This window comes from Microbacterium sp. GbtcB4 (genome assembly GCF_019091465.1).
Classification (GTDB): domain Bacteria; phylum Actinomycetota; class Actinomycetes; order Actinomycetales; family Microbacteriaceae; genus Microbacterium; species Microbacterium paraoxydans.
Genome location: NZ_JAGXJJ010000004.1, coordinates 301,407 through 317,080 on the forward strand (window position 1 = coordinate 301,407; position 15,674 = coordinate 317,080).

12 protein-coding genes are annotated in these 15,674 nt (G+C 63.2%); 6 read left to right on the top strand and 6 right to left on the bottom strand.

Features of this window, described 5'->3' with window-relative positions; all coding sequences use genetic code 11:
* Window positions 1-33 precede the first annotated feature (33 nt).
* Complete coding sequence (locus KVS71_RS09180) at window positions 34-672, top strand: TetR family transcriptional regulator C-terminal domain-containing protein (protein ID WP_217584391.1); 639 nt, start codon at window positions 34-36, stop codon at window positions 670-672.
* Window positions 673-992: 320 nt separating this feature from the next.
* Here KVS71_RS09180 and KVS71_RS09185 read toward each other — a convergent pair whose 3' ends face one another.
* The 3 genes from KVS71_RS09185 to KVS71_RS09195 form a co-directional block, all read right to left on the bottom strand.
* A complete protein-coding gene (locus tag KVS71_RS09185) occupies window positions 993-1,643 on the bottom strand; it encodes a hypothetical protein (protein ID WP_217584392.1) in 651 nt (216 codons plus the stop codon).
* Window positions 1,640-2,641, bottom strand: coding sequence for a CFI-box-CTERM domain-containing protein (locus KVS71_RS09190; RefSeq protein WP_126892908.1), 1,002 nt, complete (start codon window positions 2,639-2,641; stop codon window positions 1,640-1,642). Before KVS71_RS09190 ends, KVS71_RS09185 begins: the two co-directional genes overlap by 4 nt.
* Window positions 2,642-2,727: 86 nt before the next feature.
* The gene (locus KVS71_RS09195; RefSeq protein ID WP_126892907.1) at window positions 2,728-8,115 is read right to left on the bottom strand and encodes a DUF3320 domain-containing protein; all 5,388 of its coding nucleotides are present in this window, start codon (window positions 8,113-8,115) and stop codon (window positions 2,728-2,730) included.
* 281 nt (window positions 8,116-8,396) lie between these two features.
* On the opposite strand from KVS71_RS09195, the gene KVS71_RS09200 reads away from it, so the two are divergent.
* From KVS71_RS09200 to KVS71_RS09210, 3 genes are all read left to right on the top strand, one after another.
* Complete coding sequence (locus KVS71_RS09200) at window positions 8,397-8,906, top strand: hypothetical protein (protein WP_105950077.1); 510 nt, start codon at window positions 8,397-8,399, stop codon at window positions 8,904-8,906.
* Complete coding sequence (locus KVS71_RS09205) at window positions 8,906-9,388, top strand: hypothetical protein (RefSeq protein ID WP_105950078.1); 483 nt, start codon at window positions 8,906-8,908, stop codon at window positions 9,386-9,388. The genes KVS71_RS09200 and KVS71_RS09205 overlap by 1 nt, the downstream gene beginning before the upstream one ends.
* A gap of 163 nt (window positions 9,389-9,551) precedes the next feature.
* Entirely contained in the window at window positions 9,552-10,121 is a 570-nt protein-coding gene (locus KVS71_RS09210; protein ID WP_105950079.1) for a hypothetical protein, read from the top strand.
* Between the two features lie 267 nt (window positions 10,122-10,388).
* Here KVS71_RS09210 and KVS71_RS09215 read toward each other — a convergent pair whose 3' ends face one another.
* The gene (locus KVS71_RS09215; protein WP_217584393.1) at window positions 10,389-11,567 is read right to left on the bottom strand and encodes a protein kinase family protein; all 1,179 of its coding nucleotides are present in this window, start codon (window positions 11,565-11,567) and stop codon (window positions 10,389-10,391) included.
* A 94-nt stretch (window positions 11,568-11,661) separates the two neighbouring features.
* Between KVS71_RS09215 and KVS71_RS09220 the strand changes: the two genes are divergently transcribed.
* The gene (locus KVS71_RS09220) at window positions 11,662-12,234 is read left to right on the top strand and encodes a hypothetical protein (RefSeq protein ID WP_199787649.1); all 573 of its coding nucleotides are present in this window, start codon (window positions 11,662-11,664) and stop codon (window positions 12,232-12,234) included.
* Between the two features lie 266 nt (window positions 12,235-12,500).
* Window positions 12,501-13,460: an ATP/GTP-binding protein gene (locus KVS71_RS09225; protein ID WP_254635590.1), complete on the top strand. Its 960-nt coding sequence runs from the start codon at window positions 12,501-12,503 to the stop codon at window positions 13,458-13,460.
* Window positions 13,461-13,814: 354 nt separating this feature from the next.
* Here KVS71_RS09225 and KVS71_RS20340 read toward each other — a convergent pair whose 3' ends face one another.
* Window positions 13,815-14,330 (bottom strand): DUF2510 domain-containing protein, encoded by a 516-nt coding sequence (locus KVS71_RS20340; RefSeq protein WP_306663914.1) that lies wholly within the window; start codon window positions 14,328-14,330, stop codon window positions 13,815-13,817.
* A gap of 392 nt (window positions 14,331-14,722) precedes the next feature.
* A complete protein-coding gene (locus KVS71_RS09235; RefSeq protein WP_105950083.1) occupies window positions 14,723-15,619 on the bottom strand; it encodes a hypothetical protein in 897 nt (298 codons plus the stop codon).
* Window positions 15,620-15,674 lie beyond the last annotated feature (55 nt).

A 15,674-nucleotide genomic window follows, 5' to 3' on the forward strand; every position in this document is an offset into this window, starting at 1 on the left:
CCAATACAGGAATGTTCCTACACTGGAGGCACCATGTCAACATCCGATACGCGTCCACGAACCAGGAAGACGCCGGAGCAGCGCGCCGGCGAGATCAACGACGCCGCGATCGCGATCGCCAGGGAGAAGGGACTGTCCGCGCTGACGCTGCGGGCAGTCGCCAGCAGCGCAGGGGTGGCGCCGGGGCTCGTCTCGCACTACGCATCGAGCATGGACGAGTTGGTGGCGCGCACCTTCCGCGAGCTGACGGCATCCGAACTGGACGACGTCCGCACCCAGGCCGAGACCGAGAGCGAGCCGGCGGCACGCATGGCGCGGATGATCTCCACGGTCCTCAGCAGCGGCCACGACGACATCACGCTCGTGTGGGTGGACGCCTGGTCCCTCGGCCGCGGCAGTGCAGCGCTGTCGGTGGCCATCGACGAACAGATGAGCGCCTGGCAGTCGTTCATCGCGCAGCTCATCCAGGAGGGCCGGCGCTCCGGGGTGTTCCGCACCGACGACACGGATGCCGTGGCCTGGCAGATCCTCGCCATGATCGACGGCATCGCCGCACATGCGCTGACCCGCCGCACCGACGCGGCACTGTTCGCCGCTCGGTTGGCACAGGCCTGCGAGACGCTGGTCGGCGCGCCCCAGGGGACAATCGCGGAGCGCCTTCCCACGCGCTGACGGTCGCGGAGGGCGTGGCCTCCTCATGCCCTCGGCGATCCCGGGAAGGCAGAAGGGCCGGAACCTCGTGCGAGATTCCGGCCCCGGAATGGTGGGCTGTTGGCACAACCCGCTGTGGCAAGGCTACGTACGTCGAACGTGAGGCCACTTTCCCATGAACCCCTCACCATTTTCCTGTGGTGCCGCCAGCCTCCGCAGCATCGTCCGGGCACGGGGACCAGTCCCGCTCCTGGGCAGTCAGACTACGGCCTGGTCACAGCTCCCGCGCCGGTTGACCATAGGTCTGCCTACGCGGTCACGCAGACGACGGATGCCGCTGGCTAGGAATGCTTCGAGATCTCGTCCACACTGATGGGAGCCTCATAGCTTCGACGCTCCCAGCGCAGTCCTACGGAGTCAGTGAACCGGACAACACCTTTACTCTCGGCGGGAGCGAAGAAGTCGACGAAGGGAACCGTCGCCGCTAGCGAGAAAGTCTGGGACACGCTTCCGAGGTCCTGCATGCTCTTCACCTCTGTGACACGCTCACCGTTCTTGACAGCCCACACCTCGAGCTGGGAGATGAGCAGCCCGCTGGTGTTCTGAACTTCCACCGTCGCTCCGTGGGTCAAGCCACCGCTGAACTCACCCCGCCACGACACGACTACCGCGAGAGCCTGCCTCATGACATCTCGCTGGTGGGCTAGTTCGAAGGTCGCTCGCTCATACTCCGCGGTCTTCTGTGCTGCGTCGGCAGCGTTGGCCGCATGCTCGGCCGATTTCTCGCCGACCCGCGCTGCGTCTCGAGCGGCGGTAGCGGCACGCCACGCGGCGACAGCGGCGAAGAGGCCGACGACGGCGGCAATTACAGACACTGCCAGCCCCAGTATTGCGAGGAACTCGTCGCCCACCACCTCCACTTGAACGGGCGGCGCCGCCATCGCGAACGGAGCGCTAGTAGGAGAAGGAAAAGGGCCGAAGATCACGGTCACAGTCTGCCAACACCATTCTTCGCGAACGTCCGTTCGACGCCTGAGCGAATGCATGTTCTCCTCGGTGCTGCGAGTCCATCGGTAGCGCGGGTGACCTCATCATCCCTGCCTCCGTCATTGGAACGAAGACGGTCCACCACAAAGTCGAGCATTCCTCGAATCCGAGCACTCAGTCTCTTGTGCCTTGGCAGTCGTCTAGCTAGCGAGGGGCTAAGCGCGTAGTACGTTGCGATGAAAGTTCGGCCAAGCGCCGTGCGCCGAAGGCGTTCGTCTCGGAACTCACGAAGCACCATCACCTCAGGCGCGTCGTAGCTTCCGTAGACGGCCGTAGCGATGTAGCACCCGCCTGTCGACTTCGGGGTCGCTGCAGACGTATCAACTGTTTCTCGCACGTTGGTTGCGCGAAGGTCGGCAACGATTTGCCGATATGGCCTAGGAAGCACGTAGTTGGGGTTCCCTGAAAAGTCGCGAAGCCGCGATGCGCACGACTCCTCTGTCTGCAAAGCGCCGAGAACGTCTGCCAGATCGTCTTGCGGCGGGTATGGCAACTGCTCGTACAGCCTCGCTGCGTCGTAACGCTCGTAGACAGAAACGGCGGCCCTAATGAGGGCGACCGCCCCTCGGGCATCACCGCCGCAGAGAGTTGTTTTCCACAAGTTCCTGAGGTTGCCGAGGTCAAAGTGGCCTTCTAGCCGAAAGGACTCGATGAGCTTCTCTGCGGACGCGAGGTACTCACCTCTGCGCTTCATAGCTGTGGCTTCGAGCCGGAGAGCCGCAGGATCGGAGTAAGTGAAGAGCATGCTCGGCTCAGCGCCAGACGAAGCCGCAAGTCCCCACCCGAGCTTTCCCGATGCTCTGTCAGCATCGGACATCTGTGTGAGCGTGACCGTCTCAGTCAAGCCTTCGTTGATGTAGGGCATTGCGGCTGTATCCAGCTCAGTTGCGAATGCACTCACGAGGGCCTTGAGCTTCTCGACCTGTGTGCTGTCGTACACCATCGCCTATTCCTTTCCTACTCGCGCGAGAACTTTGCCTCGAGCTGCTGCCATCATCATCGAAGTCCGTAGGCCGATGGCCGACTGCGTCACTTAGCTGGTGGTGCCGACAAGGTATCGCCGGATTCGGCGAGAACCCCGCGGGCAACGGCGCGGTCGACAGCTGCATTCACGCGCTGGTCTACGATGGCGCCCGTCCGCGTCCAGCCGAACTGGCGCGCGATGGCGTTCACCACCTCTGAACGTGACGCTCCACCGACGTCTCGTACGAGCATCTCGGCGGCGAGCGCGAACTCGTCGAGGTGGACCTGGTCTGGCTTGCGGTTGTGGTCGCGTGACCGCACCTTGGTTACCGCGCGGTCTTTCACATCGACGAAATCGCCTTCTCGGGCGAGGCCCGCTTTGGTGATGGCTAGGTCGATGTTTTCCTTGAGTCGAGCGGTGACTCGCCCGACGGACCACCATTCTCGGATCCGCTCGCTGACGGTGTCGAGGTGCACAGGGCCTTCAACCAGGACGAGCGCCCTGAGGGGTTCAACCAGGTGGAGATGGTTGCCGGGCTCTGCTGGCTGAACCCAGTAGGGCAACGCGACCGGTTCCGCCTCGATGTAGTCGACAGCCCAGGTGAAGGGCACTTCGACTTCCGCCGCGGTCGTCTCAACCGTCGCGCGCGGAATTGTGAAGTTCCGCTTACGGGTCGCAGTTCCCGTGACCGCGGCTTCGATGGCCGCCCGGAGGCGTTCTTCTTCCTGATGACGGTCTCGGTACCATCCGGTGCCCCAGATCCGGTGGAGGGTCCACCCGAGGCCTGAGAGCACTTGGTCCCTGAGCCGATCCCGGTCACGTGCGGCGGGTGCCGAGTGGTACTGGTAGCCGTCGCACTCGACGCCGAGGGCGAAGGAGCCGGGCTTGGCGGGGTGTCGCACACCGATGTCGATGCGGAAGCCTGCGGCCCCCACTTGGGGCTCCACGACATAGCCCCAGGACTGTATCGCCCGGATTACGGATTCTTCGAACGGGGAGTCCGGCATGAGCCCCGTCACTGAGGCTTGCGTGCCGAGTACAGAGATGCCTCTGCGTGCGAAGTCTAGATACGAGCGCAGGGCTTCAACGTTCTCATTCGTGGATTGTGGGATATCGCCTGCGTCTATGGATGCGACGACCTCGATGCGTTGCCTTGCGCGTGTGACTCCCACGTTGAGGCGACGCCATCCCCTGTCTTTATTGAGGACACCGAAGTTGGTGGAGATCTTGCCCGCTTCGTCTGGGCCGTACCCGATGGAGAAGACGATGACGTCGCGTTCGTCACCTTGAACCGACTCGAGCGACCTGACGAAGAATCCATTGAGTCGGTCGCTCTTGTCGAAATGAGGATCGAGATCTCTGTGCTGCCCACGAAGCTCGTCGACCGCGGCCACGACGGCGTCGGCCTGCGCGACGGAGAAGGTGACGACGCCGAGGGAGAGCCCGGGTCTTGTCCGGTAGTGCTGAATGACTCTTTCGGCGACGGCTTTGGCTTCCTTCGGGTTGTCTGCTCCCCCGCCTCGGCGATACATCCCGTCTACGTGGAAGAACTCGACTCCGACGTCTGGTCCTTCGTCCTGCGCGGACGGGTAGGTGACGAGGTGCCCCTCGTAGAACCGGTAGTTCGAGAAGGCGATGAGGGCTTCGTGACGTGACCTGTAGTGCCATCTGAGGCCCAGGTTTCGGAAGGCACCGGAGGACTTGGCGAGTTCGAGGATCGAGGTGAAGTCTTTGACGTCCGAGTCCTCTTCGTCGGAGTCGTCGGATTCCACCGCCCGTTCGAAGAATTGCGACGGTGGAAGCTGCTTGTCGTCGCCGGCGAGGATGAAGGATCTGCCGCGGTAGATGCAGTTGATGGAGTCGCCCGGGGTGACCTGGGATGCCTCGTCGAAGATGACGACGTCGAACTTCAGGTCGTGCGGAAGGTACTGCGAGACCGCCAGTGGAGACATCATGAAAACGGGCTTGATGGCTTGAATCGCGGTGCGCGCCTGGGTGATGAGGTTGCGAACCGCCATGTGGCGTTTCTGCTTCATGCCCTCCCGCCGGATGAGGGCGGGCTCTCCCAGCGAGGTGTTCGCGGGCCGCCGCGTGTTCGCGGACTGGATGATGTCGCTGGTGGCTGCTGCGACGATCTCTCGGTCGAGCTTCTGGAACTCGGCGACGAGGGCTTCTCGGTCTGCGGCGAGTAGTGGATGCAAGCGGGTGTCAGTTCGAATGTGCTCGTCCGCCCACGCGCGCAGCAATGCACGCTCGATGACTTTCGGAACGTCCGCAGCCTGCAAGCGCTGCTCGATACAGAAGTTGACGGTCTCATCGAGGTCGAGTTCGCGAAGCTCGGCGCGGATTGCCTGATAGTCGAACCACTCCTGTTGACCGATGGTGTCGGACTGGAAGTCGCTCAGAAGCTCGAAGGCAGTCACGAAGTCGCCGAAGTCCTCCCTCAGCTCGTCCGTCCGCGACGAGTCGAACGCGTTGAGGATCTCGTCGCGCGCGCTCTCCCACTTGCGGAGGACAGACTCAAGGCTGCCTACGGGAGAGGACTGGACCAGAGCAGAAACTTGGTGGGGCGATAGCGCAGCGCCCGCAAGCTCGCGAACTCTCCCCGCCCATCCCAGGGCCACGTCCACGACGGTGAGGTCGGTGCGGGCGCCTTGGTAAAGGTCTCCGAACTGGGCGCTCAGGTCGGTCGTCGCCAAGTCCAGCTCTCGCGTACAAGCGCGCACATCCTGGACTGCAGCGATGACCGCGTCAGCATCTTCAAGAGTGTGCTCTCTGCCGGTGTGGGCTGACACCGACTCGATCCGCTCAGCGGCGCTCCTCATGGGGGCGACGTGCGTGGACAGCCACGCGACCGAAGTCGCCGGTTGCTCGACGAGCAGTTCCGGTCGCCCGGCCAGAGCAGGAGGCGATGCAACAGTTGCTCGCCAGTTGACGAGCTCGAGACGCACGGACTCCGCAACTGCCGCCTCAGCGGGGTCAACCGTCGCGGAAGCCAGGTAGGCGACCGTCGAGCGAGAGACCATGTCACCGCTGAGAGTTATGGCTTCCTCGGCCGCTCCGAGGTATCGGTCGACCGCTTCCCAGTCGGTGGACCGTCCCTGCCACCATCGCCCGAGCAGATGCCCGGAGGCGACGCCGGCGGCCTCGAACTTTCCGACGGCATCGGACCAGGCGATGGCATCCGAAAGGTGGGCGATGCCTGACTTCACCTCCTTCGCGTCGGCGAGGAGCGCTCCGAGCGCCTTCTTGTCGGTACGGTACGCGCCGGACAGTTTTCGGAGTCCGGTGTGGAGGTTGGCGAAGCGCTCCTGGAGATCCCGCAGCGGTGCCGTGAGAGCGCTCGGGGTGAAAAGTCCGCTCGCTTGTGATTCGCTTCGCTCGAGCGCGAGAGCTTCGAGACGAAGAGTGTTTGCGGCTTCGCGGGCTGCGTGGAGACCGGAGGCTGTGAGCCAAGCGGCTTCGATGCCGGGGAACTCGCGATGTATTTCAGTGATGCGCACGACACGGTCTGCGTCAGCGAAGGAAAGAGGGGTGCCCACCCCGACGAGGTGCGCGAGGTTGCCGACGGCGTTGATCGCGGCTGTGAGCGATACCGCCCTGGCTGCGAAGGAGTCTGCGGTGCCTCTCAGCGTCTGCGCGGTGAGCCCGGCGAGGTCAACTGCCCCGCGAACGGCGATGGCCTCCGAGTGCGCGGGGAAGTCGATGGGCAGCTGCTCGTGGCCGACACCCGCCAGTTCGAGAACGAGGTCAGCAGCGCGCTGGTACGTGGTGACCAGATCGCCTAGGCGTTGACGATCTGCGTGGATGGAAGTCTGGTCGACTGCGGTCAGCCATGCATCGTTGACGAAGCCGGGACGGTGAACGTGTTGGAGATCCAGCAACTCCATCAACGTCGTCGTTTGGCGAGGCGTGCGCAGTCCGAACGAATCGACGACATCGTCATTGAGGCGAATCGTGCCTTGGAGCTCTTCCAGGGCGCTGACTGCGGAATAGAGGCGAGATTCGAGCGAGGAGGGATCCGTGACAGCGCGCCAAAGGAAAGTCGAGCCTTGCGCAGCGGGGCGCCATGTTCGTTCAAGGCGACTGAGAGTGTCGCCGAGTGCTGCGCGCCCCTCTTCTGACAGTTGGAGAGGTGGGCGACCCGGAGCGGGAGCAACGGGCACGTGGACGAGCTCGGCGAGTTCACCAAGGACATCGTGAAGCGATGCCTGCAGTGGTGAGCGAAGCTCGTTCATCGCCAGCGCGTAGGAGTTGAGTCGGCGGCGACGGTCTTCAAGGGCTGAGCGAGATGGGGCGCTCATCGCGTGGGGCGGTTGGGCGACGTTGTCGAGGGTGCGAAGGAGTTCGGATGCGACGTCTTTGCGGTTTGTCTTGTGAGAGTGCAGCTCGAGCAGGTAACTCTCGAGACCGCTGTCTTTGAGGCGGTTCTTCACCACATCGAGTGCGGCGATTTTCTCCGAGACGAAGAGCACCGACTTGCCGGCGTGCATGAGCGCGCCGATCATGTTGGCGATGGTTTGAGACTTCCCCGTTCCTGGCGGTCCGTCCATCACGAAGCTGCGTCCGGCCAAGGCGGCTGCGACAGCGGCACGTTGAGAGGAGTCCGCGTCGAGCACGAGCGGTGTGCGCTCCGGCGGGGCGACCTCGTCGATGTCGGCGGGATCAACAGGGTCGAACTGGAACTCATCGCTCTGACTCGTGGGACCGCCGTTCGCCAGTGCACGGACCACCGGGTGTTCGAGGATGGTCGCTTCGTTGTCGAGGAGGTCCTTATACATGGCCTCCTTGGCGAAGGAGAATGTGGCGAGATGAACTTCCGGCTCCAAGCTCCAGTCCTTGAAATCCTTCGCCTTGCCGAGTTCTGCGGTGAAGCGGGACAGGATCTCCGAGACGGTCAGCCCCTCGACCTCTTCGTACGTCGGAAGAGTGATCCCGAACTCGTTGAGGCGCAGCGGAAGGGCAGGGTTGAGGACGGCGTCGTCCTCACCGCCCTTGATCCTCGGGGTAGCTCGAGGCCCTTCCGGGACCAACTCAACGGGGAGCAGGTAGAGCGGACTGGTCATGTCCGTCTTGTCTACGTCTTGCCACTTCAGCATGCCGAAAGCGACGTAGAGCACGGAGAGGCCGCGGTCGAGGAACTCTTCGTTCGCGCGGCGCATCAGAGTGCGGACCACAGGACCGATCTCCGCGTCTGCGCGAGGAACGTGAAGAAGCGGCCCGGAGCGTGCCGGGCGCGCTTCGCCGCTGTTCGCGTCGATGATGTCGCCGACGAAGCTCTGCAGCTTTCCGGAACGGAGCAGTTCGAGGATGGCGTCCGCGGAGGGAGCATCGAAGCTCAGCGAGGATGTCCTGGGAGCCTTGAACCGAAGGAGACGGCTTCGTCGATCCAGTCCGATGAGCCCCTCGCGCCATGTCTTCAACGCAGCACGAGTCTCGGTGGTAGTGCCCATGTCGCCCCTCCAGTGTGCCGTCGGCCGACGGTGAACCCTCACCCGACGCGATGCTTCCCCACATCGTATCGACGCGGCCGCCTCACCCGGAGAAGAAGCTTCTCCGCTCACCCCGTCGCCCGGCAGACGCACACTGTGTGATGCCAGATTCCACCTCCAGGCGCTGAGCTCACCCACGCACAACGCGCAACAAGCGTCGAAGCAGCGACCCCACGAAGGTTTCACACCGTATGGTGCACTGTATGTTGGTGGAGTACAGCACTTGAAGTAGGATCTGCAACATGAGCAACCTCATCACCATCGACGTACCGTCGGAAATCGCCGACGAAGTGCGAAGGTTCGCGGCTTTTCTCATCACCGACCAGCCGAACCGCCTCCCACGAACAGCCGTTCCGGACGACGGGATTCCCGACTATCCGCTATGGCCTGACGAACAAGTCGAGCGGTTCGCATCAGCCCCCACGACGACAGCGCGTGTTTACGTCAAGATCATGGATGCCGTCGTAGAGCACGGCGCGGCGGGCCAGTGGCTCAGCATCGCTGAACTGGCGGAGTGGACCGGACAGACGCCATCGGTGATCTCGACTTTCCGCACACACCTCTACCGCTACATCAACGCGCACCTGCCAGAGGGAACACTCGCGCCGTTCACGAGGGCAACCGGCCAAGACCTCCGCCCGGCCCGAGGACGCGAGGTCTACTACCGCATCAGCCCCGCATGCGCCGAGCAGTGGACGCGATTGCGCGGCGAAATCGAGAGAACGAGCCTCTTCGCTGGTAAGGAGTCCTAATGGTCCTCTTCAAAGACATGCTCATCGACACGCCCTACCCGATCCTCGACATCGAAGACCGCGGCGATGACAAGGATCCACTGACAAGCGAATGCACCTACTGTCGCCGCGAAGAGTGGGGACGGAACCACAGCACGCAGGACATCGTCGTGGTCCGTCGCTGGCGTGAACGCAGCGTCTGGGCCCCCGACCTCGACGGGCTCGCCAATGGCGGCTGGTTCGAATGGCGTTGCTCAAAGCACCCGTACAGATGGGAGAGTTCGCCGTACGCCGCGAATGCCCCCGACCGTCTCCGTCCAGCACCAAGTGCGCGGTGTGAGCACGTCAGCCTCGGGGACCGGTGTCGGACGCGGACGGGCGAGAACTTCGATGGCCAGTGGCTTTGCAGCGAGCACTCCACATCGGTCGTCGCGCGACTCCGGATCGAGGAGCGCATGCGCGAGATCGGCGAAGCAATCGCCGAGTCGGACCAGCACATGTGAAGCAGATGGTGGTGCCGCGTACGGCCCCACAGCACGCATGCATGCCCCCGGCAAATAGCGCAGCGCCGCGCTCGTCGTCGTCGTCGAACGTGGCCGTCACCTCACTGACGAGGGCGCTCCGACCCCAGTCCCGATGGAGCTCTACGACGGATAGGCTCACGGCATGACGATGGTCGAGCCGCCTCCTCTGGATCCGCTGACCGGAGACGAGAAGTTACTCGGACTTGACGCGTCGGTGTCTGACTTCTGGCGGTTCGCGTTGCCCGACGTGACGACGAACAATGTCCGTGGGTGGCTGGCCGAGTACCTTGTGTGGCGTGCCACCGGGGTCGAGCGGCCGGTGCGCGTCGAGTGGGACGCGTTCGACGTCCTGTGGGGCGACATCCGCATCGAGGTGAAGTCCAGCGCATTCGTGCAGCGGTGGGCGCAGCGCCAACCGTCCACGCTCGCATTCTCAGGTCTTCGTGGAAAGCTCCTCGACCCTGTGACGAACACATACGCCGCCGAGTCGACCTACAACGCCGACGTGTACGTTCTCGCCGCGAATCTCGCCGGGCGAGAGCAGTTCGATCAACTCGACATCGGGAATTGGCGATTCGCCGTGGTCTCGCGCGTTGCGCTAGAGGCAACTGGGCAGTCAACTCTCACCTGGGTGCGAGCGCAACAGCTCGCTACCGCGGTCGTCGGTTACGACGGCCTCGCGGCGGCGATCCAAGAGGCCGCCACGGGTTAGTGTTCGGGCCGGAGGCGTCGACGGGCGAGCTCCAACTCGTCACACCCGCTGATACCTCCAGGTTCGGGAGATCATCAAGGTTGTTCCGGGTGGCGGGCTTTCAGTCTGTTCGCCTGCCTGACGCGCGCCCTGAGCAACGCGTACTTACGTGCGCTTCTCCCGCCACTGCGCGAAGTCGAAGCGAACCCGAGATGCGATGTCACCGTTTTTCGCCGACCGGCAGAGATCATCCCTTCCGAAAGCCCACTGCACTGCGGACGGGCGATGCTAGACGCTGGCTTCGGCGGACGCAGAGAGAGGCGCCTCCAGAGCCTCAACGGCTGAGATCATGTCGGCGATGGAGCCTAACCGCGCGGACTCGTCGAGACTGGTCGCGCGGTTCACAATGTCACCGACCGGGCCGCTGGCGACACCCAGTCGGGTCTTGCCAGTGAAGATGAACGAGATGATTACCCCTGCGGCGTAGATGTCGTTTGTGGGCTTGAAGTCTCTGAAGGATTCCAGGAGCGGGTCGATGATCGATCCCTTCATCTCCGTCTCCGTCCGCGTGAACTCAGAGTCCCGATGCTTGTGCAGTCCGAAGTCTGACAGCTTCACGAGCACGGCGCCCATGTCGTACTTCTTGATGAGGATGTTGTTGCGGCTGATGTCCCGATGGAGCGTGCCGCGGAGGTGGAGGTAGTTGAGCCCGTACAGGAACTGGAGGGTCACACGCTTGCGTGTTGGCCAGGTGATAGTGGAATTCCCCTTACGTATGTACTCGCCCAAGGTCTCATCGCAGTACTCCATGGTGAATGAGTTGCGGTTCGGATCGTAGTCATAGGCCTCGACGATGTAGGGGAAACGGATTGACCGCAGCAGTTCGAATTCTGCTCGGAAGCGAGCGAGGTCTCGCTCGGAGATGTTGGCCTTGGCTCGCTTCACCGCGAACGTTTCGTTGTACAGTGCGTCGTCGTACTTGTGTACCAGCGCGAAGGAACCTTCCCCGACGAGTGTGAGGACCGGCGGGGCATCGCTCCTGCGTTGTGGAGCTGGCGCTGAGGTGAACATCACGGCCTCGTAGCGCTCGATCTCTATTCGTTCGACTGAGTCCGGGATCGGACTTCCTCCCGAGTAGACCAGGAACGATTTGCACTCTTCGATGAGCTTTCTGTAGTCCTCGCGCACCTCGAAGGTCACACCGGCACGCTTGAGCGATTTCCTCATGTCGCTGATCTGCTGGATCAGGTCCATGAGGTCACGACTGTCGCCCGCGTTGAAGTGACGCCCAATGGTCATCTTCGTGTTCATGAACCGGAAGTGGCCGTTGAGCCTCTCGTGTAGGACCGCGAAGATGCCATCGAGCGGTGGGGCCTCCGCTGAATACAACGCCAGGTATTCCGGCTCGGCATCATCGGGGTCGATATCTGTCGCCAGCCCGCGCGCGACATCGTCCAGCGTGACCATATGCTCATCCTGGCAGAACGGGAGCGGGCGCCTCGGTACCGCAGCGTTCGCTGAAGCAGCGTCAGCGCTGCCGCCGGTACGAGAGACTGGGCGGATGACCACCCTGCCTGACATCACTCTCCTGCCGGTTCGGCACCTGCTACAGCTAGAGGCGAGGGTCGTGCATGAACTTCGGCGGCGCGACCTGGTACGGACGAACAACAAGCCGTTGGGCGATATCGCAGAGCACGTTGTCTGGCTGGCCCGTGGCGGAGTACTGGAACCCAACTCGACCAAGTCGCACGACATCACCACCGCCGCTGGCTGGCGCATCCAGGTGAAGGCGATGGCCAACCGCGCAGCCGGGCCCGGCGCGCGCTTTAGCCCGTTCCGGAGCGCGGACTACGACACCGCAGTGTTCCTCGTTTTCGGTGCCGAGTTCGACATCGTTGAGGCCATTGAAGTCGAAGCGGCCCTGATCGAGGAGCGCGTGCGGTTCGTCGCGCACGTCGCGGGCCGCCAGCCCAGCCTCACCCAGGTGCGCGCGCTCGGCAACGACGTGACCGCAGAGATGCAGTCGGCGTATGAGCAAATCGATGATCAGCCGCTTGCGGGGCGCGACAGCGTCCGCTCTGGCCAGGCGGGCGACGGCGCCGGCCCTGGCGAAGTTCGTCGGCAGAGGCCTTAGGCGTCCGAGAGACAACGGATTCCCGCGCCGTTGCGGCACTGTCGGCCGGTTGTCATAGACGTGCTCTACGTTGGGACCCATGCAAGAGAAGAAATCTGCGCTTGAACAGCACATCGCCGTGTTCGGGGAAAGCGGAAGCGGCAAGACCGTGCTGGTGTCGTCCTTCTATGGCGCGGCGCAGGAAGCATCGTTCTTGAAGCAAAGCCTCTATCGCGTCGTGGCCGAGGACATCGCAAGGCGCCCGACTGAACCGCAACTATCTCGGTATGCGAGACGAAGCCAGAGCCCCCGACCTCACCCGCTTTGCGGCGACGTCATACGCCTTCTCGATCAAGTTGAAGGATCCGCCAAACCAGAAGGCGTCCAAGGCGCAACCGTTCCACGCGTTGCGACTTGTCTGGCACGACTACCCCGGTGATTGGTTCGAGCAGGGTGCGAGTGGCGAAGAGGCACGGCGCCGCGTCGACACGTTTCGCTCACTCCTCGGGTCAGACGTTGCGTTGCTGCTCGTCGATGGTCAGCGCCTACTGGATCATGCAGGCGACGAAGAACGCTACTTGAAGTCACTCTTCAGCAACTACGCCAACGGACTCCTCGCGCTCAAGGACGATCTGCTCGAGGAGGGGACGCCACTTGCGCAGTTCCCGCGCATCTGGATCGTGGCGCTGTCGAAGGCGGACCTGCTTCCTCACATGGACGTTTTCAAGTTCCGAGACCTGCTCGACCTGAACGCCGCCGACGACCTCGACGAGCTGCGTAAGGTGCTCGCTGGCTTCGTTCAGAATCCAAGCGCGATGTCAGTCGCCGAAGACTTCCTCTTGTTGTCATCAGCGAAGTTCGAGCCGAACAAGATCGAAGTCGACAAGCGCGTCGGGATCGACCTCGTTCTGCCCGTGGCCGCATTGCTTCCGCTTGAGCGCCATGCGAAGTGGGCGAGGCTCGGGCAGCTTCCGACCAAGGTCGCTCAGAGCATCATCAGCGGCGGGTCAAAGCTTCTAGCCGCCGCGCTCCTCGGCAAGCAGAATAAGGGCAAGCTCGGTGCCGTCCTCGCGATGCTAAGCCCAGACGTCATTGATGAAGCAGCTCAGATGGCCGGCGACAAGCTCCGTGAGCTGAACGCGCAGGCGCTTGCCAAGCACAATTTCGTCACTGCGACGCTGACGCAGTTCCAGATGGACTTGGATAAGGGGGAGGAAGATGATGTTCTCCTTCGGAGCCTGACGTGATGCTTCAGCCGGGTTCATACATCTGGGCGACGCGAGGTCGAGAGTGGGGCTTCCGTTTCCTCCGCGATGGCGGGTACGACGATCCCCTCCCGGTCTACGAAGACGCGTTCGATGGGGTGGCTGAGCAACGCACGGTCATGAGACGAGTTGGTGATGTGCTGGCGATTCGCTTCTTGGATCCGGAAGGAAGGGAAGACCACGCGCGTCGGCCCATTTCTCACGACTTCGTTGTCCGCGCGACAGGCTCCTCCCGTCTGCCGGACATGACCATTGCAGCGCGAGTCGCCTGGGAGTCCGTGGCCGAGGAGTACGCCGGTATGTGGAATGCGGAGGCGCCGTAGCACTGGGCACCGCTCAGGGCATAGGTGCGACGTGACCCGTCCAGCCCGTTCCGTCCCACCACCGGATGGAACCGACCCTGTCGTCGTACCACCCTGCAGGAATCGTAGGCGCCGACTGACGGTGCTCCGTCCATGCGGCGCCGTTCCACCAACGTAGCCCGACACTTGCGCCGTCGGTGTACCAGCCTGCTGAGGGCATCATCGGCGTTGCGTCAACGACTGTCCCAGGGCTGTCTGCGTCGGCATTTTGGGAAGATTGATCCGCGGCTTCACCTTTGCCTTCGCGCCGCTTCTGGAATAGTCGTACAGTGCCGTACGCGAGGCCTCCAATGGCGGCGATAGCTGCCAGGTCTCTCAGCCTGAGGTCCGCTTCGCCCGCTCCGGACGAGTCATCGACGGCGCCTTCGACGCTCTCGCAGTCGCACTCATACTGTAGGCATTCCCACTCGTGCGAGTGCCAGCACCAATGCTCACATTCACCTTCGCACTCCCACGACCACTCGTGCGTGCAGAAGTCCGCCACCGCCATCGACACAGCGGTCTACTAGGACGAGCGCGTTCCTGAGGCACGGCCTGATCTTATCGGTCTGAGGATGTGCCGTTGGTATGTGAGCTCCTAACCCGCGAGCCTCAGCTAGCAGGGCCGACTCAGGCCTGCAGGACGTGCTCAGCGTCTTGCAGACCGGGGCGAACGACCCTTGGACCTGGGCGCAGTGGTAGAACGTGGCGCTGCCCGAAGCGGCTTCATCCCGCAACATCACGCAGCTCTGCGAAGGGCGTCTCGAGGAGTCGCTACTGGCTGCCCGACACGACGCCTGGTCGTGGAGCAGCTGAGCCCGTGGCGGACGTCACGCCTCCGCTGTCCCGAACGGTCAGCATGCATGCGCACTAACGTTGGAGCGGCAGAGAGGGCCCTCGCTGTCAGCGGAGCGTGCGGTTGCGGAACTCGTCGCCCACTTCGGTCAGCAGCAACAGACCTTCCTTGAACGGGAGGTTGAGGTTACGGATGACGCTCTCGATCTTCTTCTTCTCGACCGAAAGCTCACTCTTGTAGGTGGCGCGGTGCGCGGCGTTCAGAGCCTCTCGGATCTTCCGAGCCTTCCGGTCTTCCCCCGTAGGTGGAGCCTTCACGTACTCGAGTTCGGCGACGCCTTCGAACCAGAGTCGGGTAGCGATGCCGTCGGTGCGCTTCGGCAAGTCGCGACGCGCGACCTTCTCCTCCGGCGACATCCCGACACCTCGCCTTACTGCTTCTACGTCCTCGGCTCGGCGGTCACCCTCAAGGTCCACCGGAGCGCGAGCTGGTGCGGGAGCCGTCACGGCCTCGGGCTCCACCTCGGTCGTGGCGAGCCCGAGCTCAGATCGGAGCTTGGCTACTTCGGCGCGGAGCTTGACGACTTCAGTATCCACTCCGGCCGGGGCGGGAGTGGGAACTGGCGAAGCTAGCGTCGTGGGGGCCGCGGTGTGCCCCTTGAACGACGCGTTCAGCGCGCTCCTGTACTCGCGTGGAGACCCTGAGAAGTGCGCGATGTTCCCGTCGCGGAAGTTGATGCGGAACTGTACCGTGTCGTCTTTGAAGGCCTTGGGCACCAGTCCGCCAACCAGGGCTCCGACGGGCCCGGCGATGATGCTGCCAGCGACGATCCCGGCGCCTCCTGCGGCGTAGTTGTATTCCTTGCCGGTTCCGACGATGTCAACGGAGGAGACGGTGTTGGCGTTCAAGTCCCAGCTCCCCGAGGGGAGGCGGGTGAGCGAGCCGAACCCGATGGCGTAGACACCGATCTTCGGCAGCGTGCCACCAATGTACTTGAGGGTCATGGCATGAGCTTACTGACGATGACCCCGTCAATCAGGGCAGGGCGCATACACGTTC